Source organism: Kitasatospora sp. NPDC059747 (genome assembly GCF_042732955.1).
In the GTDB taxonomy this organism is placed as follows: Bacteria; Actinomycetota; Actinomycetes; order Streptomycetales; family Streptomycetaceae; genus Kitasatospora.
Genome location: NZ_JBHWGV010000003.1, coordinates 145968 through 167529, shown reverse-complemented (window position 1 = coordinate 167529; position 21562 = coordinate 145968). Strand labels below are relative to the sequence as shown.

The window sequence follows — 21562 nt, the reverse complement described above, 5'->3', positions numbered from 1 at the left end:
GCTCAGGTCAGAGGGCCGCGGCGTCAGGGTGCGTGCATCGCAAGGCGGAGGAGGGAGTCCATGCGGAGCATCGGCGACCGACGACAACGCGGCGAGGCGCGTGCCCTGGCGTCGCGGCACCTGGCCTGAGCCGAAAGACACGCCCTAGCGTTCGGACATGTCGACCATCACGTACGTCCGCGGCGACGCCACGGCGCCCCAGGCCAAGGGCGTCAAGGTGATCGCACACGTCTGCAACGACCTCGGCGGCTGGGGGAAGGGGTTCGTCCTCGCCCTGTCCAAACGCTGGCCGGAGCCCGAGGCCGCGTTCCGGCGCTGGCACCGGGAGCGCGCGAAGAACGACTTCGGGCTGGGCGCACTCCAGTTGGTGCAGGTCGAGCCGTACGTCTGGGTGGCCAACATGGTCGGCCAGCGCGGCATCCGGACCGGGCGCTCCACCGGAGTGCCGGTGCGCTACGAGGCCATCGACACCGCGCTGGCCGCCCTGGGCGAGCGGGCGGCCGGACTGGGCGCCTCCGTCCACATGCCGAGGATCGGCTGCGGGCTGGCGGGCGGGCGCTGGGAGCGGGTCGAGCCGCTGGTGCGGGCCCGGCTCGCGGAGCGGGGGGTGCCGGTGACGGTGTACGACTACTGAGCGGCCTCGGAGCCGTCCACGCGGTGCGCTTCGACCGGCCAGGTGTACTCGTACTCGGGCAGCACGTGGCCGCCCGGGAACACACCCTCCTGCTCGGCCGTCCGCCGGCCGCCCTCGCGCTCGTAGAAGGCGACCGCGCGGGTGTTGTCCCGCAGCACCTCCAGGTACAGCGCGGCCCCCGGGTGCCGTGCGGCGACGTGTGCGCGTGCCTCGGCCAGCAGGGCGCGGCCGATGCCGCCGCCGGTACTGCCGGGCCGGACGTGCAGGTTGTCCAGGAGCACCCGGCCGTCGGGCTGCGGCACGAGGTAGGCGAACCCGACGACCTCACCGGCCCGTTCGGCGATCAGCAGCTCGGGCGTGTTGTCCGGGCCGCCGTAGTCGACGGTCAGCCGCAGTTCCCACAGCTCGCGGCGCTGGGCGGCCAGCCCGTCCCCGAGCGCCTCGGCGGGGACGATCCCCCGGTACGCCGTGCGCCAGCTGAGCGCGTGGAGGTCCGCGACGGCACCCGCGTCGTCCGCCCCACCGCGCCGGATGGTGGTCTGCTCGGAACCGATCATGTGACGAGCCTCCCACACTCGCGGAGTTGAACATGTTCAATCCAGCCCGCTACAGTTCGAGCATGCTTTTGAACGCGTTCGAAATGAGCGGGGGCGGAGCGGCGGCACCGGATGCGGAGGGGGCATCCGGTGCCGCGTGCACCGACACCGGCTGGAACCTGGTCTCCGGCTAGGCTCGTGGCGTGGCAGACCTGGAAGCGAGCAACGAACCGGACGGGACGACCGGAGCAGGAGTCCCCGACGGCACGGAGGAGACGGCGGCGGCCCCCGCGGCGGCCGGCGCACCAACCGCCGAGTCGCGGGGCAGCCGCGCCCAGCCGAAGACGGACAAGAGCGAGGCCACCAGGGCGCTGATCCTGGAGACCGCGATGCGCCTCTTCCAGGAGCGCGGCTACGAGAAGACCACCATGCGGGCCATCGCCACCGAGGCGGGAGTCTCGGTCGGAAACGCTTATTACTACTTCGCGGCCAAGGAATTCCTGATTCAAGGGTTCTACGACCGGATGACCTACGACCATGCGGCCGACGCCCGGAACCGCATGGCCCATACGCGCGACTTCGCCGAGCGCCTGGAGATCGCGCTGGCCTCCTGGCTCGACACGGCCGCGCCGTACCACGAGTTCGCCGCGCAGTTCTTCCGGACGGCCGCCGACCCGACCAGTTCGCTGAGCCCGTTCTCCAACGAGTCGCACCCGGCCCGGGCGACCGCCGTCGCACTGTTCCGCGACGTGCTGCAGGGCTCGGACCTGGCGCCGAAGCTGGACGCCGAGCTGGTCGAGCTGCTGCCCGACGTGCTCTGGCTGCACCTCATGGTCGTGGTCCTCTACTGGGTCTTCGACCGGACCGAGGAGACCGAGCGGACCCGGGAGTTCGTCCGCCGTTCCACCCCCATGGCGGCCCGGGTGATCAACCTCTCGCGCTACCGGGTGTTCCGGCCGATCGTCCGCGATGCCAAGGGCCTCATCCAGGACTTCATCCTGCCCACCATCGGGAAGACCGCCATCAAGTAGGGCGCCGCACACGGCGCCTGGGAATGCCGGGACCCGGCCCACTCGCAGGTGGGCCGGGACCCGGATCGCCCGGGCTCAGAAGCTGTCCGGGTTCCAGGCCAGCAGCGGGGTGCGCAGCAGCAGGTCGGCCGCGGCGGCCGCGCCCGGGCGCAGCTCGGTGACGAGACCGGCCGCGGCCAGCCGCGGGAGCGTCTCGCCGCCCAGGTAGAGCGCGCCCAACTCGGAGGCGCCGAGGGCGAGATCGGCCGCGTCGTCGGTCGGCGTGCAGCGTCCGGTGCCGTCGGCGGCGACCTCGATCGCCCAGCGGCCGGCCGCGAAGCCGAGCCGGTCCTCGACCTCCAGCACCACGCGCCCGGGTGCGCCGTACGTGCGGGCGTTGAAGGCCGCCTCGACGTCGAGCACCCGCAGCCAGGTGAAGTCGGCGTTCTCCACGTACGGGGTGGCGGCGCGCGGGTCCTGGAGGAGCAGCGGCAGCGGGTCGTCCGGGCCGATGTTCTCGACGACGACCTTGCGCACCCAGTCGACGGCGAGCACGAACCGCCACAGCTCGGCCGCCGTCGCCCGGTCGAGGGCGAGGAAGTCGACCACGGTGAGCGTGCAGTTCGGGTAGCTGCCGTCCCAGGTGTCGTCGACCCGGTAGGCCACCGCACCGGTGACGGTGCCGTCGGGCGCCCGGTGGACGGCGACGAACGGCTCCTTGAACTCGAAGCCCGGCACCTTGATCTCGCCGGTGTTGCGCTTCCACCACAGCTCGTCGCGGGCGAGCGCGCCGGGCTGGGTGAGCCGCCAGCGGTCGTGGAGCTCGGGCCCGGTCTTGCGGATCTCCTCCATGGTGACGAAGTCGATCCGCCCGCCCGGGACGGTGGGCAGGCCCTCGCGCAGGCCGCGGGTGCGGTTGAGGTCGACGTTCCAGCCGTGGCCCCGGGTGGCCGGGCCGAAGCCGTAGCGGCCGTAGATGTTGTACTCGGCGGCGATCAGCACGGCGACCGCGGAACCGCGCCCGCGCGCGGCGGTCAAGTCCCGCCGCATCATGGCGCTGAGCAGGCCGCGCCGGCGGTGGGTGGCACTGACCGTGACGGCGGTGACGGCGTCGGCCGGGACGGTCGCGCCGCCCGGGACCGTCAGCTCGACGTCGAAGCTGCGGAAGGTGGCGACGCAGCGGCCCTCGTCGAAGCCGCCGAGCACCCGCCCCGGCTGCCACTGCAGGCGGCGGAAGTCGGCGGCGCTCTCCACGTGCGAGCGCAGGAAGCCGAGGGCGAGCGCGCGGTCCCACGCGGCGACCTCGTCCTCGGAAATCGCGCGGATCTCAATCCCGTTGACCGTCTCGACGGCCCCTTCGTCGGTCGTGTTGCCCATGGGGCCACGGTACGACCGGGCCCGGATGGACGGCATCTCATTTATTCGTGCCCGATCCGTACACGACCCGCCGTGCTCACCGACGTGCTCACCGGGTGTGCTCCCCCGGCCGCACCGCCCAGTGCCGGCAGTGCAGCACGCGGTCCGCGAAGTCGACGTCGCGCTCGCCGAGCAGCCGGAACCCGAGCGCCCGGCAGATGCCGTTGGACGGCCCGTTGGTCACGGCCGGGAACGCGTGCACCTCGCCCCAGCGGCCGTCCCGCGCCGCCGCGTCCAGCAGCTCCCGGACGGCCGCCTTGGCGAGCCCGCGGCCCTGGAACTCGGGCAGCACCATCCAGCCGACCTCGGAGAGGGCGGCGCCGTCCTCCTCGTGCGACCAGAGCGCGATCCCGCCGGCCATGACCTCCCCGGCGCCGTCCGGCACGACGATCGCCTTGATCCACGACCGGTCCTCGGCGACCAACCGCACGTCCTTGCGCAGGCGCTCGGCCACCGCCTCCTCCGGCAGCGGCCCGCCCAGCTCGGCCATCATCACGGGGTCGCACCGCATCCGCACGTACGTCCCGGCATCGCCCTCTTCGACATCCCGCAGCCGCACCAACGCCTCCTCGCCGACGATCGGAACCCCACGCTAGCGGCGGCCACCGACAAGACCGCCGGAACCGGCCGGTCGGCGGCTCCGTCCTGGGCCTGCCGCTCCCTGAGCCCCTACGGGCGGGCGTAGAAGTCGGGGGTGCCCATGATCCAGAGGCTGGCCTGCTTGACCGGCATGCCGACGCGCGGGGCCTCGATCATCTGGTCGTCCCCGATGTAGAGCCCGACGTGGTGGATGTCGGCGGCCCGGCCGGTGTCGGTCCAGAAGACGAGGTCGCCGGGTCGCAGGTCGCGGTAGCGGACGGGGGTGCTCTGGGCGTACTGGTCGGCGGCGAAGTGGTTGAGCTCCCGGCCGCCCTCGCGCCAGGCCATCATCGTCAGCCCCGAGCAGTCGTAGCCGGCCGGGCCCTCGCCGCCCCAGATGTACGGCAGGCCGATCTTGGAGCGGGCGAAGGCGACGGCGGCCGCCGCGCCCTCGGCGGACCACGGCCGGGCGGGCGGTGCCGCCGGGGTCGCCTGGGCCGCAGCCGCAGCGGCAGCCGCCTCCGCTGCGGCCTGTTCGGCCGCCGCCTTCTCGGCCGCGGCCCGGGCGGCGGCCTCGGCCTCGCGGGCGGCGATCGCCTCCAGGGCCTCGTGCCGCTGCCGTTCCAGTTCGACGGTGGTGTGCCGGGCGGCGGCGAGGTCGGCGAGCAGCTGCTCGCGGCGGCGGCCGATCGCGAGGACCTCGCCCTGCTGCGCCGCCAGCCGTTCCTCCGCCCGGCCGCGCGCGGCGCCGACCTCGGCGGCGGCGCGCCCGGCGGCCTCGGTGGCGGTCCGGGCCGCGTCGGAGGCGCGGCCCGCGGCGGCGGCCGTGGCGGTGGCGGCGTCGAGGATCTGCCGGGTGCGCTCGCTGGCGACGCCGATCGCGGTGGCGCGGTCGCCGAGCTCGCGGGGGCCGCGCGCGCCGAGCAGGGCGTTGAGCGCGGCCAGTTCGGCGCCGGCGCCCTGCCGGTACGTTTCGGCGGCGAGCTGGGCGGCGTCCTCGACGGCGGCGACCCGCTCCGTCTCGGCGGCGGCCGCCCGCTGCGTGGCGGCGGTCTCCTCGGTGCGGGCCCGGGTGAGCGCGAGCTGGGCGCCGTTGTAGGCCTCCACGGCCTGCTCGGCGCCGCGTCCGGCCCGGTCGAGCTCGACCCTGGCGGCGGCCAGCCCGGCCTCGATGGCCCCGGCCGAGGCGGCCGTGCGGTCGGCCTCGGCCCTGGCCCGGTCGACGTCCTCGGCGGAGGGGTACGGCTCCGGCTCGGCCCGGGCGGCGTGGGCGGCCGGCAGCAGCCCGAGCACGGCGGTGAGGGAGAGCAGGAGGGTCGGCAGGAGCCTGCGCACCACGGGACGTCCCTTTCGCACGGACCGGACGGGTCCCGGGTCGGACGCGTCGCGGTCGGACGGGTCACGCGGTCGGACGGACCGTCTGCCGGGCGCGCCGCCGGACGGACGGGCGGCGCAGGATCGGGAGGCGGCCGGGCGGACGGCCCGGCGATGTGTCCAGTGCGTGACGAAGCGGTCACTCACTGCTCATGTTCTCAAGTCCGCCGTCGTTCACACACGGAATACGCACCGCCGGCCGGGTGAGCATCGGATGATCCGATCGGCGACCGATTCCAGCCGCGGACTAGCGGCGGATCCGGCGGGTGTGTGTCCGCAGGTAGGAGTGGCGCTCGGGCCGGGGCTCCAGCCCGGTCGGCCGCACCGCGTACGTCCGGCTGCGCCCGGCCCGGACCGTCCGGCGGCGCTGCTGCGCGCCGCGGCCCCGCCCGTCCCCGCCGCCGGACGCGCCGTACGCCTGGCCCTCGTGCGCGCCTGCGGCGGACCCGGCGGCGCCGGTGCCCCCGGCGTGGGCGGCGGCCGAGCGGCGGTCGGCGAGCCGCGCCGACCGCCGGGCCAGCGCCCGGGCGGCGTGGGCGTCCAGGTGGGCGGTGGCCCGGGCGGCCATCCGCTCGGCCACCCGGTGGGCGGCGGGGTGGTTGGCGGGGACCTTGTCCGGCGCGCCGGCGATCAGGTCGAAGAGCCAGGTGCGGGCCCGGTCCGCGCGCCGGTGGAGGAGTCGCTCGCGCCGGAGCGCCCGCGCCCGGCGGCGGGGGCGCGTGGCGTACCGCCAGCGGGCCCACGGGCTGCTCGGCCGGGCCAGCCGGATCGCGCCGATCCAGGAGAGGCCGGGGACCATGATGCCGAGCAGGCCGGTCCACAGCTTGCCCTTGATCAGCGTGATCACCGAGGCCAGGGCGTTGACCGAGATCACCGTGATCAGCCCCCACCTGGTCTCCTGACCGGGCACCACGCCGAGCGGCACGTAGCCGACCAGCAGCAGGGCGGTGAACAGGATCCCGAAGATCACCGCGTCCACCGACTTGCGGCCCTGCTCCCCCCAGTACACGTCGTCCAGGTGCAGGATCAGCGCGAACTCGTCCAGTACCAGACCGCAGCCGATGCCGAAGAGCAGCCCGAACACGTCGATCCACGGGTGGCCGCCATAGGTGGCGAACACCCCGATCCCTCCGACCAGCAGGAAGCCCAGGCCGAACACCATGTGGTGGATGTGCAGGCCGCCGGGCGTGACGTTGCCGGGCCACCACCTGACCTGGGCGCGGATCATCCGCACGCTGAACCGGATGAACACGAAGGAAGTGATGAACCCGACCAGCAGCAGGAACAGCGGTTGTTTGTGCGCGGCGACGATGTGCTCGCGGTAGCTGTCCAGCAGTGTCGTCATGGGTCTTACCTTCGTTCCTGGTCCTGCGTCCTGCCCGCCGTGACGTGGCCCGGAGCCCTACTCCGGCCCAACACCCCGTCCAACGGCCGGTCAGAAGCCCCGGGTGCGCTTGGCGGCCCGGCGGGGCACGACCGGGTACAGCGAGGGACGCTCGGCGCCGACGGGCAACTTCATGAACAGCCGGGCGATCTCGCCACCGAGGTTGACCCCGATGGCCAGCGCCATCGCGATCGCGGCGGCCCGGGTGATCGACACCAGCCCGGCGCTGGAGTGCCCCTGGGCGAAGGCCAGCATCCCGAGGTAGAGCGCCGAACCCGGCATCAGCGGGCCGATCGCCGCCGTCACGTACGGCAGCGCCGAGCCGCTGCGGTAACGCGCCATCAGCTGGCCGAAGAGGCCCACCAGACCGGCCGCGACGCCGGTGGCCACTATCGGGGAGACGCCGCCGTTGTAGACCAGCACGCCGTAGCTCGCCCAGCCGATGCCGCTGTTCACCGTCACGAGGGCGAGGGTGCGGCGGTCGGTCTGCAGCAGCATCGCGAACGCGAGGGTCAGCACGAGCGCCGCCACCATCTGGACCGGCGGGTAGCTGATCCCCACCAGGCTCTCGTCCGGCCGCAGCCGAGCCTCGAAGCCGACGCCCAGGTAGAGGATCAGCATCACGCCGATCACGATGCCCGCGACCAGGTAGATCACTTCGAGGAGGCGGGCGGCGGCGGTGATGTAGAAGCCGGTCAGGCCGTCCTGGACGGCGGCGACCAGCGCCCGCCCGGGCAGCAGCGCGAACAGGCCGCCGGTGATCACGACCGAGCCGCGCAGGCCCCAGTCGTTGAAGGACAGGATGATCCCGGAGGCGGCGGCCGGCATCGCCGCGGCGACGAACTGGTAGAACTCCGGCAGCCGGCGCCGGGCCAGCCCGGAGGCCAGCCGGTCGCCGAGCACGGCCGCGATGAACGCGCTCGCGAAGACCAGCCACCCCTTGTCGTCGACCCGCCCGCCGACCAGGAACGTCGCCGCGCCGGCCAGCAGACCGGTGGTCAGGGCGAGCAGCCAGGCCGGGTACGGGTGCCGGTTGCGCCGGATCTCGGCGAGCCGGCGGTAGGCGTCGTTGACCGTCACCTGCTCCGCCGTGATGTCCGCGACCAGCTCGTACACCGCGTTCAGCCGGGTGTAGTCGGAGGTGCGGCGGCGCACCACGCGGTCCGCGGTGATCGGCGGCTCGACCAGCGAGGGCTGGTGCGAGATGCCGATCAGGGTGAAGGTCACCTGCGGCTCGCAGTGGTCCAGCCGGTAGGCGTGCGCGATGCCGAGCATCGCCGCCTCGACGTCCTCGGCGGCCTCGCCGCTCGCCAGCAGCAGCTCGCCGATGCGCAGCGTCAGGTCGAGGATGCGGGGGACGTTCCGGGCCGCCGAAGGGTGCAGCTCACGGGCCGTCCGCTCGAAGGCGGGGCGCTCGGACATCGGGGTGCGCAGGAGCGTGCGCATCCGGTCCGGCCAGGGTGCCTCGCCGGGCGCGCCGGGGGTCAGGTCCGGGACGGGGATGCCGGTGGGCGGGGTGTAGCCGGCGGCCCGCCACTCCTCGGGCGTCAGGGTGTCCTCGGCGACCGAGCGGCGGCGCGGGCGCGCTTCGGCCGGGGCGGAGGCGGTCGAGGCGGTCGAGGCGGTCGAGGTGGTCGAGGTGGTCGACCCGGCGTCCGGGGTCGCGTCCTCCTGCCGGGCGGCGGACGACCGCGAGGGCAGGGCCAGTGACGGCGAGAGCTGCGGCTGCGGAGCCACGGGCTCCGGGGTCAGCAGGCCCCTGGTCTCGGGGACGGGCGGGACGAGCGGCACGACGGTGGTCGGCTCGACGACCGGGGCCGGGTGGCCGAGCAGGCCCTCGGTGGGCGGCGCGTCGGAGGGGTGGACCGGCTGGACCGGCGGCGTGCGCCGCGCCTGGCGGGCCGCCCGGCCTCCCCTCGCCCGCTTGCCCCCGCCCGGTCGGCCCCGCTTCGGCACTTCCGCTCCTCGCCACCCCTGGTGGCACCGGGCCACCGATCGATCTCCGGTTACACCTTGCCTGATCGAACAGCTGGACGCACATGTACGTCGCGGCGGGTGACCTGCGCGGCAGGCTCCTACCCGGCGCGGTGGCCGGTGCCGGCGGACGCTCCGGAACGGCGGGCCCGGAGCAGTTCGACCGCCACCGGGATCACCGAGAGCAGCACGATCCCGACCAGGATCGCCTCGATGTTGTCCCGGACGAAGGGGATCCGGCCGAGGAAGTACCCGAGGACGGTGACACCGGCGCCCCAGAGCACGCCGCCGACCACGTTGAAGACCACGAACGTGCGGTAGTTCATCCTGCTCACCCCGGCCACGATCGGGGTGAAGGTGCGGACGATGGGCACGAAGCGGGCCAGCACGATCGCCTTGGGGCCGTGCCGGTCGAAGAAGGCGGCGGCCTTCTCGACGTTCTCCTGCTTGAACAGCCGGGAGTCGGGGCGGCGGAACAGGCCCGGCCCCACCTTGCGGCCGAACAGGTAGCCGACCTGGTCCCCCGCGACGGCGGCGGCCACGATCAGGGCGCAGACCAGCCAGAGCGGCTGGTGCAGGTAGGTGCCGCCGGCCACCAGCAGGCCGGTGGTGAACAGCAGGGAGTCGCCCGGCAGGAAGAAGCCGATCAGCAGGCCGGACTCGGCGAAGACGATGACGAGGATGCCGATGAGGCCGAAGGCGGAGATCAGGCTGGTCGGATCGAGCCAGGACGGGCCGAGGGCGATGCTGGTCACGGGGGCTCTCCTGGGGATCGAGTCTTGGCAATGAAATGGTAAAGCAATGACCAAGACTCGATCCGGGCGGAGAAGGTTCCCCGGGGCTTCGGGGGCCGGTCAGAGGCCGTAGCGTTCGACGATGTCCTCGTGGTGGGCCACGTCGGCGCCCGCCGCCTCGGCCAGGGCGGGCCAGGCCAGGGGGTGGGGCCAGGCGGCGGTGAGGCGGTGGAGCAGGGCGTCGGCCTCGGCGGCGGAGGCCGTCGGCGGCACGCCGAGGGCCGCGTAGACGCCGGGCAGCATGCCGTCCTCCTCGGCCGGGTCGGTGATGCTGTACTGCTCCCCGCTGTACGCCCACACCGCGTAGCCGGCCTCGCCCAGGCCGTCCCGCAGAGCGTGCCAGGCCTCGTCGCCGGGCCAGCCGCCGTCGATCCAGTAGGTCGTGTACCCGGCCGGGTCGAGCAGCGTCAGCATCTCGAACGCCGGCCGCCACCGCACCCGCTCGGCCTCGGGGGCCTCGTCCCCCGGCGGGGGCTCCAGCAGGGCCGGGGCGAAGACGACGACGTCGCCGTGGTTGAGCGTCAGGTCGTCGCCGAGGACCGGGAGGACCCGGGCGGTGGCCGGGCCGGTGCGCAGGGCGGGGAGGTCGGCGGTGGAGCCGTTGGTCCGGGTGGTGCGGACGGTGACCAGCTGCCACTCCTCCTCCACGGGGCCCTCGGGCTCGTCGAAGTCGATGCCGAGCAGTGCGCCGGTGGAGCGGACGGCGGCCCAGTCCCGGTTGGCGGTGGCCGCGGTGATCAGGTGCCAGAGGTCGGGCTGCTGGACCGTGCGGTGCAGCTCCTCCTCGGGAGTGCCCTCGACCGGCAGCGCGTGCTCCAGGAGCTCCTCGTACAGCCGCTGCGCGGTCGCGTGGTCGCCCAGTTCGGTGGCGGCGCCGGCGGCGAGGCGGCGGGTGTTGATCCGGTCCGGGTGCTCGGCCAGGATCGCCGCGCAGTGCTCGACCACCTCGGCCCAGCGGGCCTCGGCGGCGGCCCAGCGGGCGCGCACCCAGTGCCCGTCGGCCGGGCTGGTCGCGGCCAGCCGGTCGGCGAGGCGGCGCACGCCCTCGCCGTCCCCGGCGTCGATCAGTACGGCGCCGAGCAGGCCGGGCAGGACGGCGTCGGCCGGGTCGGCGTCCAGCCGCTCCCACAGCAGGTCGGCGGCGGCCCGGGCGTGGCCGAGCCGGCCGAGCACGGCGGCCAGTTCGGCCGCGAGGGCGGTGGCGCCGGCCTGCTCACCCCGGTACCGGTCCAGGGCGACGGAGAGCAGGTCGGCGCCGGTCTCGTGGGGCACGCCCGCCTCGGCGAGGTGTGCCGTCAGCTCCCCCGGCGGGACGGGCAGCTCGGGCTCCGGCAGCGCCTCGGCGGCGGCCCGCAGCCCGGCCACCTGCGCGGCCACGCCGTCGGTGCGGCGCAGATCGGTGAGCTTGCGCTCGCCCGTCGCGGCGAGCGTGCGGGCCACCGTCCGGGCGCCGCGGGCGACGGCGAGCCGACCCGCCGCCAGGAGCAGGTCGACGCACGGGCGGTGGGCGCCGGTGCCGTCGAGGTGGCCGACCCAGCCGGCCAGGACGGCCCCGAGTTCGGCGTCGTTCTCCCAGGCGCCGGCGGCGGCCAGCAGCTCGACCGTCCTGGTCCAGTGCTCGCGCAGGTCGGCGTGGCGCTCGGCGTCGTCGCGGGCGGGCAGCAGCGCGAGGGCCTCGTCGGTGCGGCCGAGCGTGGCGAGCGCGCGGGCCCGCAGCAGGGCGCCCCAGAGCCGGTCGTTCTCGCCCAGGGAGCGCCCGGCGGTGCGCTCGGCGCGCTCGGCGGTGTCGAGCAGGCCGAGGACCTCCTCGCACCGGCCGAGCCGGAGCAGGGTGCCGGCCCGGGAGTGGTGGTACTCCAGCGAGAGCCGCTGGCCGGCCGCCAGCATCCGGGCGCCGGCGGCGTCGAGGTGGGCCAGGGCCTCCTCGCCGCGGCCGTCGTCCTCCAGCGCGTCGGAGTACTCGCGCGAGAGGCAGTCGAAGCAGGAGCGGGCGGGCTCGATCCGCTCCAGCGTCTCGCCGAGCACGGCGAGCCGCTCGGAGGCGTAGCCCGGTCCGTCCACCCGGGCGTGGCAGATCGCGAAGTCCTGCACCACGCAGACGGACTGCGGGCAGCCGGCCGTCTCCTCGCGGTGGGCGAACTCCAGCAGGTCGACCACCTCGGGCAGGGCCCGCTCGCCGTGGTGGCGCTTGTTCAGCAGGTTCTGCATCCGCCAGTGCCGCAGGTAGACCTCGACCCAGGGCAGGCCGAGCGCCCGGGCGGCGGCCAGCGCCTCCGGGAAGACGGCGTCGAGCTCGTCGTTGCGGCCCTCGTTGGCGTGGCCGGGCAGCGCGTAGATGGCCTCGGCCAGGCGGTGCTGACCCGCGTCGGCCAGCTGCCGGTGGGTCTCGTGCACCCAGGCCCAGATGTCGGTCGTCATGCCTCGTCCCCCTGCGTCGTGCTGATGAAGAGTCTGCCGGGCGCCACTGACACCCGGCCGGTCGGCGGTCGGTCGGCCGGCCGGTCCGTCACGCGTCGCCGGACAGCGCTCCGGGGCTGTCCGGTATGTCCGCCGGGCCGGCCGGGACGGCGGCGGTCAGGGCGGAGACGGCGGTGCCGACGCCGGCGAGCGCGGCGGTGAGGTCGCCGCCGGAGGAGCCGGTGGGCCCGGCCGCCGCCATGATCACCTTGAGCGAGCGGAGCAGCGCGGCCGCGGTGGCGCTGCCGGTGTGCCCGCAGCGGTACGCGTCGAGCAGGTCCCGCACGGCCGGGCAGGACAGGTTGAGGTAGAGCCGGGCCCGGACCTCGCCGTCGGTGCGGGCGGTGAAGGCCCGGGCGAGCCGCAGCGCGGCGGACGGGATGCGGGCGTCGGCCCGGTCGTCCTCGATCCGGGCCTTCAGCTCGGCCTCGCGGTCCGGCACCAGGACCAGCGGCAGGCCGGGCGGGTCGAAGCGGGCCGGTACCAGCTGCTCGCCCGGGTCGGCCAGCGCGCCGGCCAGCCAGGCCGCCTCCTCGGCGGGCAGCGGGCGCTCCGGGTCGCGGAACAGCGAGCGGTCGCCCTGCTCGCTGCCGAGCTCGACCAGCCGGCAGCCGCGCAGCTGGGCGTAGCGGCGCAGGAACGGCAGGACGGCGTACCGCTCGCCGCGGGCGATCGGCACCCGCATCGCCCGGTAGAGCATCTCCTCGAAGCCCCCGCCGCTGCCGAGCGCGACGTGCACCGCGCCCCCTCCGGCGGCGCGCAGGGCGCCCGCGGTCAGGTCGCCCTGGGAGGTGGGCACCGGGACGTCGTCGGCGAGCAGCGTGAACAGCCGGTCGTCGCAGAGCGCGGCGCCGAGGAGGTCCTGGCCGTGCCGGGTGAGGATGCGGCGCCAGGCGGCGGGCCGCAGCCGGGCGGTCTCGTACAGGCCGTCGACGATGGCGTCGGTGAGGGTCCGCTGGAGCGCGCGGTAGTGCTCGTCGCGCTGGAGGTCCTCGCGGCTGGCGGTGGGGGTGAGGCGGCTGGACTCGACGACGCCGCCGATGAACCCGGCCCAGCCGGGCAGGAGGTCGCGGGCGTCGTCGGCGAGCAGCATGCCGCGCAGGTAGACGGCGAGGTCGCGGTTGTCGCTGCTGCCGTAGGTGCCGCCGTCCTGGACCCACAGGAGGCCGATCGCGTCGGTGCCGCCGTCGACCGGCTCGACCGGGAAGGCGGTGAGCGGCTCGAAGCGGCGGCCGAAGGCGGCGGCGAAGCGCATCCGGGCCTCGTGCGGATCCCCGGCGGAGGGGCGGCGCCAGGGCACGTCGACGGCGTTGACGGGCTCCTCGTCGTCGCCGACGAGGACCGGGATCGGCAGCAGCACGCAGTACCGGGAGAGCACCTCGCGCAGGGCGTCCTCGTCGGCGAGGTGGGCGTGTTCGGCCTTGAGCGTCAGCTCGACGACCGTGCCGGGCTGCGGCCGGGCGGGCACCGGTTCGACGAGGTACTGCTGGCCGCCGCGGCTGCGGTAGCGGTGGCCGAGGCCGGGTTCGCGGTGGGAGGTGGTGGTGACGACGACCTCGTCGGCCACCGAGAAGGCGGACAGGAAGCCGAGGCCGAAGGCGCCGATCAGGTCCTGGTCGCCGGTGAGTTCGCGCAGCATCCGGGTGTAGCCGGTGCCGACGGTCGCGAGGTAGGCGTGGATCTCCGGCTCGGTGAGGCCGGCTCCGGTGTCCTCGACGGCGACCGTGCGGCGGACGGCGTCGCCGCGCACCCGGATCAGCTGGCGGTGGGCGCCGTCCGGGTCCTCCAGGAGGCGGCGGGTGTGCGAGTCGTGGGCGTTCTGGACGAGTTCGCGCAGGGCGACCAGCGGGGTGGAGTAGAGGTGCGTGGCGAGGACGTTCACCAGGCCGCCGAGGTCGACCTCGGTCGTACGCAGATCCTCGGCCGGGGCGTGGTCGGGCGGGAGACCTTCAGACATGGGAACCCAGTGTGCCAGTGCGACTATCCGGCGACCATTTCTTTCTCTCTGACGGTGCCTGGTCAACTCCGTGTTGACCGGCGGGTGTTGTCGACCCCATTCGACCCCTCCACCAACTCTCCACCGCGCAGGAATACTTGACCGGAGATGTACGGGCCCGCCGACCCACCGGAAATGCCCGCACGATGACACCATCGGGGGAATTGCCACCCATTTGGTGGAGTTCGCCCGCTCCCCTGGTGAATGCTGATCACGCGACGTCAGGCAACGGCGCCACGGAGCGGCCACTCCGGATCGCGCCACATTTCGCAAGTCCAGCTCAGGGAGACCAGCGTGTCCCGTATTCGTGCAGCCGCCGCCGTCACCGCCCTCGGTGCCTTCCTCCTCGTCGGCGTCGGTGCCGCCACCGCGCACGCCGACAACGCCGCCGGCGCGGACCAGCACTCCAACAGCAGCGTCGTGAGCAACACCGGCTCGAACAACATCATCGGCAACGTCCACGGGAACGTGGTCAGCACCCAGCAGACGGCCACCGGTTCGGGTGCGAGCAACCAGAACAACGGCCTCGCCGCGACCGGCAACGGCGGCAACATCGGCGCCCTGCAGGGCAACGGCAATCTCGACACCCGCGTGTACTACCCGCACGTCCTCTACTAGGCCGCGTCCACTGCCCTCGGCGCAGCCTGGCCCCACACGGGCCGGCTGCCCGCCCCACCAGCGCGGAGCGGGCGGCCGGCCCGGCCCCTTGTCCGGCCCCTTGTCCGGCCCCTTCGGGAGACGGCGCTCAGGACACGCCGAGGACGGCCCGGGCCAGCCGCAGGAGGCAGTCGCCGAGGTCCGGGCGGGCGCTGTGCGGGCGGTTCCGGACCCCGTCGTTGACCAGGGCGAACAGCGCGTGGACGCGGATCCTGGCCTCAGCCGCGTCGTACTCCGGCCGCACCCGGCGCAGCAGGCCGACCCAGGTCCGCAGGAAGTCCCGGCGGAAGTCCACCGCGACGCGCCGGTCCGGCGGGGCCAGCCGTTCCGTCTCGCTGAGCATCGCGCCCAGGTAGTCGCCGTTGCACCGCGCGAAGCCGACGTACGCCGCCAGGCCGGCCGCCAGCGCCTCCTCCGGCCCGGCCGCGGCCGAGATCGCGCCCTCCACCTCGTGCCACAGGCGCTCGCGGCTGCGGACCAGCGAGGCGGCGAGCAGCTGCGCCTTGCTGTCGAAGTGCCGGTAGACGCTGGGGCCCGAGATGCCGACGGCGGCGCCGAGCTGGTCGGTGCTGACGTTGTCGAAGCCGCGCTCGTGGAACAGCCGGACGGCCGCCGCGAGCAGTTCCTCCCGCCGGGGCTGCCGCCCGGGGACGGCGGCGGGCGCGGCGCCGTCCCCGCTCCCGGAACCGGCGCCGTCGAAGGTCACCGCGAGGACGGCCGCGACCACCTCGCGCAGCACCGCCTCGGCCCGCCGGGGCTGCGGCGCCGCCGACTGGTAGGAGAGCCCGGCGCAGGCCGAGAGTGCCGACCAGCAGAGCAACTCGACGTCCGGCTCCGGCAGTTCCGGGCGCTCGGCGCGCAGGACGGCGGTCATGGCGGCCACGTCCGCCCGCAGTTCGCGGCGCAGGGCCGCCCGCCGGGCCGGCGGCAGCAGCCGGGCGTCGCGCTGCACGAGGGTGCCGAGCGGCCGGTGCCCGACGGCGACGGCGGCCAGTGCGGCGCCCAGACCGGCGGTGGAGCCGGCGGCGCGCAGCCCGTCGGCGAGCGCGTCCAGGCCGAGCCGGACGGCGCGGTCGAGGAGTTCGGGCTTGCCGCGGAAGTGCCGGTAGAGGGCGGGCGCGGTGATGCCGACGCCGGCGGCGACCTCGGTCATCGAGACCTGGTGGTAGCCGCTGCGGTGGAAGCGGTCGGCCGCCACCGCGAGGATCTGGGCGCGCCGCCCCGGGGGCCGTCGGACCACCATGCTGCCGCCCCTCCCGCAGTCCCGCCGCTGCCTGCCCGGTCGCCACGGCGCCCGGCCGGAACACCGAGGGAAGGCTAGCAAGGATTCACTTGTCATGGCCCTCGCCCAACGGCCACCGGGCGTCCGGCGCCGCGCCGACCCTGGACAGCCGAAGCTACCGGGGATTAACTTGTGAGGCCATCACCAGGCAACACCTGGCACCTTCAGCTGCACCTTCAGCCGCGACCGGCACCACCGAAGGGAGCGCCCGCGTGCGCCGCACCGTGTTCACCGAGGACCACGAGGCCTTCCGGGAGACCATCCGGGACTTCATCGCCAACGAGGTCGTCCCGGTCTACGAGAGCTGGGAGGCCGACGGCCACCCCCCGCGCGACTTCTACCGGCAGCTCGGCGCGCTCGGCGTCTACGGCATCGAGGTGCCGGAGGAGTACGGCGGCGCCGGCGAGAGCGGTTTCAAGTACCAGGCGGTGGTCGCCGAGGAGGTCGCCCGCGCGGGCGTCAGCTTCGGCTCGTCCGGGGTGCACACCGGGCTCGTGCTGCCGTACCTGCTGGAGTACGCCACCGAGGAGCAGAAGCAGCGGTGGCTGCCCGGCTTCGTCTCGGGCGACATCATGACGGCGATCGCGATGACCGAGCCCGGCGCCGGCTCCGACCTCGCGGGCATCACCACCCACGCGCGCCTGTCCGAGGACGGCACCCACTACGTCCTCAACGGCGCCAAGACCTTCATCACCGGCGGCGTGCTGGCCGACCTCGTCCTGGTCATCTGCCGCACCTCCCCGTACGACCCGGAGAACCGCCGGGCCGGGCTCTCCATCCTCTGCGTGAACACGGACTCCGAGGGCTACACCGTCGGCCGCAAGCTGCAGAAGATCGGCCTGCGCACGTCGGACACCGCCGAGCTGGCGTTCAGCGACGTCAAGGTGCCGGTGGAGAACCTGCTCGGCGAGGAGGGCAGGGCCTTCGCCTACCTGACCCACAACCTCGTGCAGGAGCGGCTCGCGATCGCGGTCGGCGCCTACGCGGCGGCCGCGGCGGCGGTGCGGTTCGCGGTGCAGTACGTCAAGGACCGCAAGGTGTTCGGCAAGGCCGTCGCCGAGTTCCAGAACACCAAGTTCACCCTGGCGGACTGCGAGGCCCAGGTGGTGGCGCAGCAGTCGATGGTGGACCGCGCACTGGAGCTCTACCAGCAGGGCGAGCTGACCGTCGCCGACGCGGCCGCCGCGAAGCTGTTCTGCACCGAGTCGGCGTCCACCGTCATCGACAAGTGCCTCCAGCTGCACGGCGGTTACGGCTACATCCTGGAGTACCCGATCGCCCGGCTCTACACCGACAACCGGGTCTTCCGGATCTACGGCGGCACCAGCGAGGTCATGCGCAGCATCATCGCCAAGTCGCTCGGCCTGTAGGCCGGCGGCGGATCCACGACTGCGGCGGGCCGCACCCCCATGGCGGCCCGCCGTACCCCGTCCGGCGCCGGTGCGGCGGCTGCGCCGGACGGGTGAACGTCAGTTCGGCGAGCCGTGCTCGGTGCGCCAGGCCTGCCAGCCGGCGGCGGAGGCCACCCGGGCCTCGTGCATCGCCCGTTGGGCCAGGGCGGTGGGCGGGGTCTCCCGGCTGCGCACCCAGTCACGGCCCGCGGTGGCCAGCGCCACGCACACCATTGCCACCCCGGCCGCGCCGAGCGCCGCGCCGATGCCCGTGAGCATCGCGCCGCCGGTCAGCAGCGAGCGGTTGACCCGGAACCCGCTGAGGTAACTCTCGTTGGTCGCCATGCCTCCACGATGCGGGCACCGCGCGGGGCCCGCACGCCGAGCGGCTCCGGGTGCGCGGGCCCGCACGCCGAGCAGCCCCGGGTGCACGGGGCCCGCACGCCGAGCGGTTCCGGGTGCGCGAGCCCGCCACGTCCGCCAACCTGGGCTGACAGGCAGGAGGACGCCGCGATGCCCGATCTCGAACAGCTCGCCGTGGAGCACGCCGCGAAGGCCGCCGAGAGCCCGCACGGGCGCAGCGCCCACCTCGTGCTGCACGACGGGGTGCTGCGGCAGACCGTGATCGCCCTGGCCGGCGGCACCGCGCTGGACGAGCACACCCCGCCGACGGCCGGCAGCGTGCAGGTGCTGCGCGGCCGGGTCGCGCTGACGGTGGCCGGGCAGCACCAGGAGCTGTCGGCGGGCCAGTTGGCGCCCGTTCCGCAGGAGCGGCACGGGCTGCTGGCGCACGTGGACTCGGTGGTGCTGCTGACGGTCGTCACGACCTGACGGCCACCACGCGTGCGGTCAGCGTGTGGTCATCGTGCGGTCGTCGTGCGGTCAGTGCGGGTCAGTGCGCGGCGGACTCCGGCACGCTCGCCGCGACCAGCCGCAGCCCGCGCAGGAAGTCCCGCCCGGACGGGGCGAGTTCGGGCGCGGCCAGCCACTGGGCGACGGATCCGGCCAGGAGGGCCTGGTAGAAGGCGCCGCGGGCGAGTTCGTCCTCGGTCTCCGGCACCTCGGGCAGCCCCTGGAACAGCGCGGCCAGGCCGAGCCGGCCCTCCTTCTGCGCCTCCGAGAGCGCTTGCGCCAGCTCGGGCGCGTGCCCGGCCTGCGCGAGCGCCTCGAACTGGGACGCCCAGAGGCCGCGGTGCTCCTCGAAGACGGCCTTGAGGCCCTCCCACACCGCGACGAAGCGCTCCTCGGGGTCGCCCGTGGCCTCGTTCGCGGCGTTGACCACGGCGCCCAGGGCCATGCCCATCTCGCCGATCGCCTCGATCATCGCCGCGTTGAGCAGCGCGTCCTTCGAGCCGAAGTGGTAGCCGATGGCGGCCAGGCTGACGCCGGAGGCGGTGGCGACGTCCCGGGCGGTGGTGCGCCCGTAGCCCTTCTCGTACAGGCAGCGCTTGGCGCCCGCCATGAGGTCTTCGCGGTTTCCCATGGCCCCGATCCTACGGAAGGACTGCACAGTTGTCTTGCACTGGCGTCTGACACTTTCGTCTCGCACGATCGATTTACACACCCGTACTAGACAAGTGTCTGAAACGCTCGTACGGTACTTCCCATGACCGCAACCACCGGCCGCGCAGGCCGTCGCGAATGGCTCGGCCTGGCCGTCCTCCTGCTGCCGACCCTCGTCCTCGCCATGGACATGGGCGTCCTCTTCTTCGCCGTCCCCTACATCTCCACGACGCTCGCCCCCAGCGGCACCCAGCAGCTGTGGATCATGGACATGTACTCGTTCCTGCTGGCCGGCCTGCTCATCACGATGGGCGCGCTCGGCGACCGGATCGGTCGCCGCCGGCTGCTGATGATCGGCGCCGCCGGGTTCATCGGCGCCTCGCTGCTGGCCGCCTGGGCCGACAGCGCGTGGCAGCTGATCGCCGCCCGGGCCCTGCTCGGCACGGCCGGGGCCACCGTGATGCCCTCGACGCTCGCGCTGATCCGCAACATGTTCCACGACCCCAAGCAGCGGCAGGCCGCGCTCGGCGCCTGGGGCGGCGTCCTCACCGCCGGCGCCACCCTCGGCCCGGTCGCCGGCGGCCTGCTGCTCGACCACTTCTGGTGGGGCTCCGCGTTCCTGCTCGCCGTCCCGGTGATGGCCCTCGTGCTGGTCGCCGCCCCCGCGCTGCTCCCCGAGTACCGCGCCACCGCCCGCACCGGCCGCTTCGACCTGCCCGGCGCCGCGCTCTCGACGGCCGCGGTCCTGCCGCTCGTCTACGGCGTGAAGACCCTCGCGGTGGACGGCTGGAGCCTGCTGCCCGCGCTCGCCGTCCCGGCCGGACTGCTGCTCGCCGCCGCGTTCGTGTGGCGCCAGCGCACCGCCGCCGAGCCGCTGCTCGACCTCGGCCTGTTCAGGATCCGCACCTTCAGCGGGGCGATCAGCGTCAACACCGTCGCGATGTTCGCGATGATGGGCTTCGCCCTCTTCACCTCGCAGTACCTGCAGCTCGTCAAGGGCATGAGCCCGCTCACCGCCTCGCTCTGGTCGCTGGTGCCGAGCGTCGGCGTCGGCGCGGCGGTCGGCCTCGGCGCGGCGCTTGCCGGGAAGGTCCGCCCGGCGGTGCTGATGAGCGGCGGGTTCGTGATCGGCTCGGCGGGCTTCGCGATGATGACGCAGGTCGGCGCGGACTCGCCGCTCGCCCTCATCCTCACCGCGGCGGGCGTGCTGGCCGCCGGCACCGTCGGCACCATGACGATGACCGCCGAGATGGTCGTCTCCGCGGCCCCCGCCGAGCGGGCCGGCGCCGCCTCGGCCACCTCCGAGACCGCCGTCGAGCTCGGCAGCTCGCTGGGCATCGCGCTGCTCGGCGCGGCGGGCGCCGCGGTCTACCGCCACCAGCTGGACGGCGCCCTCCCGGCGGGCGTGGACGGCGAGGCCGCCCGCGCGGCCCAGGACACCCTCGGCGGCGCGGTCACCGTGGCCGCGCACCTCCCGGGCCGGCTCGGCACCGACCTGCTGGACACCGCCCGGGGCGCCTTCACGGACGGGCTGCACGTGGCGGCCGTCGTCGGCCTGGTCTTCACCCTCGGCGCCGCCGCCCTGGCCTACCGCCTGATGCGCCACCTCCCGGCCGCCGCCCCGGCCGCTGCCCCGGCCGCCGCCGCCCCGGAGACCGCCTCCGAGGCCGTCAACGCCTGAGCCCCCCCACCGGCCGGTGCCAACGCGCGTCATCAGGAGCCCCTGCCCACCCGGGCGGGGGCTCTTCGCCGTTCCAGGGAACCGATTAGGCTGACCACTGCCCCGCGTCGGCCGGTGCCCATACCCCTAAGCGCCGGCCCGTTGTGGAGGGGACCAGCCGTGTTCGAGCCGGGCCGGGGCGGGGGTCGTCAGCCGTTCCCCTGGTTGCGGAAAAGCGCCCCGCGGGCGCCGTCCCGGGTGCCAAGGTGGGGCCATGGTTGCTGATCACACGCGCGTGCGCGGGAGTTACGACACGGTGGCGGAGGAGTACCTCGAACGGATCGGGGACGAGCTGGCGCACAAGCCGGTCGACCGGGCCCTGCTCTGGGTGGTCGTGGCGGAGGCCGCCGGCGGGGTCGTCGCGGACCTCGGGTGCGGGCCGGGGCACGTGGCGGGGTGGCTCGCCGGACACGGCGCCGAGGTCGTCGGGATCGACCTCTCCCCCCGCATGGTGGAGCTGGCCCGCCGCGAGCACCCGAAGGCCGAGTTCCGCACCGGCGACCTGCTCGACCTGCCCGCCCGGGACGGCGAGTTCGCGGCGGCGGTGGCGCTCTACTCGGTGATCCACCTCGAACCCGGCGAGCTGGCGCCCGCGTTCGCCGAGATGCGGCGGGTGCTGCGGCCCGGCGGCTTCCTGCTGGTCTCGTTCCACCTGGGCACCGAGGTGCGGCGGCTGGACGAGTGGTGGGGCCACCAGGTCGACGTGGACTTCCACTTCCTGCAGACGGACGCCGTCGTCGCGCACCTCACCGCCGCCGGGTTCGCCGTCGAGGCCCGGCTGGAGCGCGAGGGCCTGCCCGAGGAGGCCCCGACCCGGCGCGGCTACCTGCTGGCCCGGCGGACGGACTGACGCTC

Annotated in this window: 19 protein-coding genes; 7 read left to right on the top strand and 12 right to left on the bottom strand. The window is 74.5% G+C overall.

The window, feature by feature from the left end:
* The first annotated feature begins 157 nt into the window (after nt 1-157).
* Entirely contained in the window at nt 158-634 is a 477-nt protein-coding gene (locus tag ACFV4G_RS02710; RefSeq protein ID WP_380435754.1) for a macro domain-containing protein, read from the top strand.
* Here ACFV4G_RS02710 and ACFV4G_RS02705 read toward each other — a convergent pair.
* Nucleotides 628-1191, bottom strand: coding sequence for a GNAT family N-acetyltransferase (locus ACFV4G_RS02705; RefSeq protein WP_380435752.1), 564 nt, complete (start codon nt 1189-1191; stop codon nt 628-630). The two genes, ACFV4G_RS02710 and ACFV4G_RS02705, sit on opposite strands and share 7 nt — an antisense overlap.
* 182 nt (nt 1192-1373) lie before the next feature.
* Here ACFV4G_RS02705 and ACFV4G_RS02700 point away from each other — a divergent pair, with 182 nt between their 5' ends.
* Entirely contained in the window at nt 1374-2201 is an 828-nt protein-coding gene (locus tag ACFV4G_RS02700) for a TetR family transcriptional regulator (RefSeq protein ID WP_380435750.1), read from the top strand.
* Nucleotides 2202-2276: 75 nt separating this feature from the next.
* Here the strand turns inward: ACFV4G_RS02700 and ACFV4G_RS02695 are convergent, their stop codons facing one another.
* The 8 genes from ACFV4G_RS02695 to ACFV4G_RS02660 form a co-directional block, all read right to left on the bottom strand.
* Nucleotides 2277-3557 (bottom strand): GNAT family N-acetyltransferase, encoded by a 1281-nt coding sequence (locus tag ACFV4G_RS02695; protein WP_380435748.1) that lies wholly within the window; start codon nt 3555-3557, stop codon nt 2277-2279.
* An 88-nt stretch (nt 3558-3645) separates the two neighbouring features.
* Nucleotides 3646-4155, bottom strand: coding sequence for a GNAT family N-acetyltransferase (locus tag ACFV4G_RS02690; protein WP_380435746.1), 510 nt, complete (start codon nt 4153-4155; stop codon nt 3646-3648).
* 110 nt (nt 4156-4265) lie between these two features.
* Nucleotides 4266-5513 carry a C40 family peptidase gene (locus tag ACFV4G_RS02685; protein ID WP_380435744.1) on the bottom strand — a complete coding sequence of 416 codons (1248 nt, stop codon included), beginning with the start codon at nt 5511-5513 and terminating at the stop codon, nt 4266-4268.
* A gap of 283 nt (nt 5514-5796) precedes the next feature.
* Nucleotides 5797-6894, bottom strand: coding sequence for a hypothetical protein (locus ACFV4G_RS02680; RefSeq protein ID WP_380435742.1), 1098 nt, complete (start codon nt 6892-6894; stop codon nt 5797-5799).
* Nucleotides 6895-6984: 90 nt separating this feature from the next.
* Nucleotides 6985-8889: a threonine/serine exporter ThrE family protein gene (locus ACFV4G_RS02675; protein WP_380435740.1), complete on the bottom strand. Its 1905-nt coding sequence runs from the start codon at nt 8887-8889 to the stop codon at nt 6985-6987.
* Between the two features lie 119 nt (nt 8890-9008).
* On the bottom strand, nt 9009-9662 hold the full coding sequence (locus tag ACFV4G_RS02670; RefSeq protein ID WP_380435738.1) for a DedA family protein: 654 nt from the start codon (nt 9660-9662) through the stop codon (nt 9009-9011).
* A gap of 99 nt (nt 9663-9761) precedes the next feature.
* Nucleotides 9762-12119 (bottom strand): hypothetical protein, encoded by a 2358-nt coding sequence (locus ACFV4G_RS02665; protein WP_380435736.1) that lies wholly within the window; start codon nt 12117-12119, stop codon nt 9762-9764.
* A gap of 88 nt (nt 12120-12207) precedes the next feature.
* A complete protein-coding gene (locus tag ACFV4G_RS02660; protein WP_380435734.1) occupies nt 12208-14115 on the bottom strand; it encodes an ATP-binding protein in 1908 nt (635 codons plus the stop codon).
* 333 nt (nt 14116-14448) lie between these two features.
* On the opposite strand from ACFV4G_RS02660, the gene ACFV4G_RS02655 reads away from it, so the two are divergent.
* A complete protein-coding gene (locus ACFV4G_RS02655) occupies nt 14449-14772 on the top strand; it encodes a hypothetical protein (RefSeq protein ID WP_380435732.1) in 324 nt (107 codons plus the stop codon).
* A gap of 127 nt (nt 14773-14899) precedes the next feature.
* Here the strand turns inward: ACFV4G_RS02655 and ACFV4G_RS02650 are convergent, their stop codons facing one another.
* Entirely contained in the window at nt 14900-16054 is a 1155-nt protein-coding gene (locus ACFV4G_RS02650) for a TetR/AcrR family transcriptional regulator (protein ID WP_380435730.1), read from the bottom strand.
* Between the two features lie 251 nt (nt 16055-16305).
* Here ACFV4G_RS02650 and ACFV4G_RS02645 point away from each other — a divergent pair, with 251 nt between their 5' ends.
* Nucleotides 16306-17463, top strand: coding sequence for an acyl-CoA dehydrogenase family protein (locus ACFV4G_RS02645; RefSeq protein ID WP_380435728.1), 1158 nt, complete (start codon nt 16306-16308; stop codon nt 17461-17463).
* 99 nt (nt 17464-17562) lie between these two features.
* Here ACFV4G_RS02645 and ACFV4G_RS02640 read toward each other — a convergent pair whose 3' ends face one another.
* Nucleotides 17563-17829: a hypothetical protein gene (locus ACFV4G_RS02640; protein WP_380435726.1), complete on the bottom strand. Its 267-nt coding sequence runs from the start codon at nt 17827-17829 to the stop codon at nt 17563-17565.
* 168 nt (nt 17830-17997) lie between these two features.
* Here ACFV4G_RS02640 and ACFV4G_RS02635 point away from each other — a divergent pair, with 168 nt between their 5' ends.
* On the top strand, nt 17998-18315 hold the full coding sequence (locus ACFV4G_RS02635; protein ID WP_380435724.1) for a cupin: 318 nt from the start codon (nt 17998-18000) through the stop codon (nt 18313-18315).
* Nucleotides 18316-18376: 61 nt separating this feature from the next.
* Here ACFV4G_RS02635 and ACFV4G_RS02630 read toward each other — a convergent pair whose 3' ends face one another.
* On the bottom strand, nt 18377-18967 hold the full coding sequence (locus ACFV4G_RS02630; protein ID WP_380435722.1) for a TetR/AcrR family transcriptional regulator: 591 nt from the start codon (nt 18965-18967) through the stop codon (nt 18377-18379).
* A gap of 123 nt (nt 18968-19090) precedes the next feature.
* On the opposite strand from ACFV4G_RS02630, the gene ACFV4G_RS02625 reads away from it, so the two are divergent.
* Both ACFV4G_RS02625 and ACFV4G_RS02620 read left to right on the top strand, forming a co-directional pair.
* Nucleotides 19091-20668, top strand: coding sequence for an MFS transporter (locus ACFV4G_RS02625; RefSeq protein ID WP_380435720.1), 1578 nt, complete (start codon nt 19091-19093; stop codon nt 20666-20668).
* A gap of 253 nt (nt 20669-20921) precedes the next feature.
* Nucleotides 20922-21557, top strand: coding sequence for a class I SAM-dependent methyltransferase (locus ACFV4G_RS02620; RefSeq protein WP_380435718.1), 636 nt, complete (start codon nt 20922-20924; stop codon nt 21555-21557).
* Nucleotides 21558-21562: the final 5 nt, after the last annotated feature.

Excerpts from the sequence above, each read along its gene's own strand:
- ACFV4G_RS02630 (WP_380435722.1), bottom strand. The coding sequence starts at position 18,967 with ATGGGAAACCGCGAAGACCTCATGGCGGGCGCCAAGCGCTGCCTGTAC.
- ACFV4G_RS02660 (WP_380435734.1), bottom strand. The coding sequence starts at position 14,115 with ATGTCTGAAGGTCTCCCGCCCGACCACGCCCCGGCCGAGGATCTGCGT.
- ACFV4G_RS02705 (WP_380435752.1), bottom strand. The coding sequence starts at position 1,191 with ATGATCGGTTCCGAGCAGACCACCATCCGGCGCGGTGGGGCGGACGAC.
- ACFV4G_RS02710 (WP_380435754.1), top strand. The coding sequence starts at position 158 with ATGTCGACCATCACGTACGTCCGCGGCGACGCCACGGCGCCCCAGGCC.
- ACFV4G_RS02625 (WP_380435720.1), top strand. The coding sequence starts at position 19,091 with ATGACCGCAACCACCGGCCGCGCAGGCCGTCGCGAATGGCTCGGCCTG.
- ACFV4G_RS02650 (WP_380435730.1), bottom strand. The coding sequence starts at position 16,054 with ATGGTGGTCCGACGGCCCCCGGGGCGGCGCGCCCAGATCCTCGCGGTG.
- ACFV4G_RS02680 (WP_380435742.1), bottom strand. The coding sequence starts at position 6,894 with ATGACGACACTGCTGGACAGCTACCGCGAGCACATCGTCGCCGCGCAC.
- ACFV4G_RS02620 (WP_380435718.1), top strand. The coding sequence starts at position 20,922 with ATGGTTGCTGATCACACGCGCGTGCGCGGGAGTTACGACACGGTGGCG.
- ACFV4G_RS02695 (WP_380435748.1), bottom strand. The coding sequence starts at position 3,557 with ATGGGCAACACGACCGACGAAGGGGCCGTCGAGACGGTCAACGGGATT.
- ACFV4G_RS02665 (WP_380435736.1), bottom strand. The coding sequence starts at position 12,119 with ATGACGACCGACATCTGGGCCTGGGTGCACGAGACCCACCGGCAGCTG.
- ACFV4G_RS02640 (WP_380435726.1), bottom strand. The coding sequence starts at position 17,829 with ATGGCGACCAACGAGAGTTACCTCAGCGGGTTCCGGGTCAACCGCTCG.
- ACFV4G_RS02635 (WP_380435724.1), top strand. The coding sequence starts at position 17,998 with ATGCCCGATCTCGAACAGCTCGCCGTGGAGCACGCCGCGAAGGCCGCC.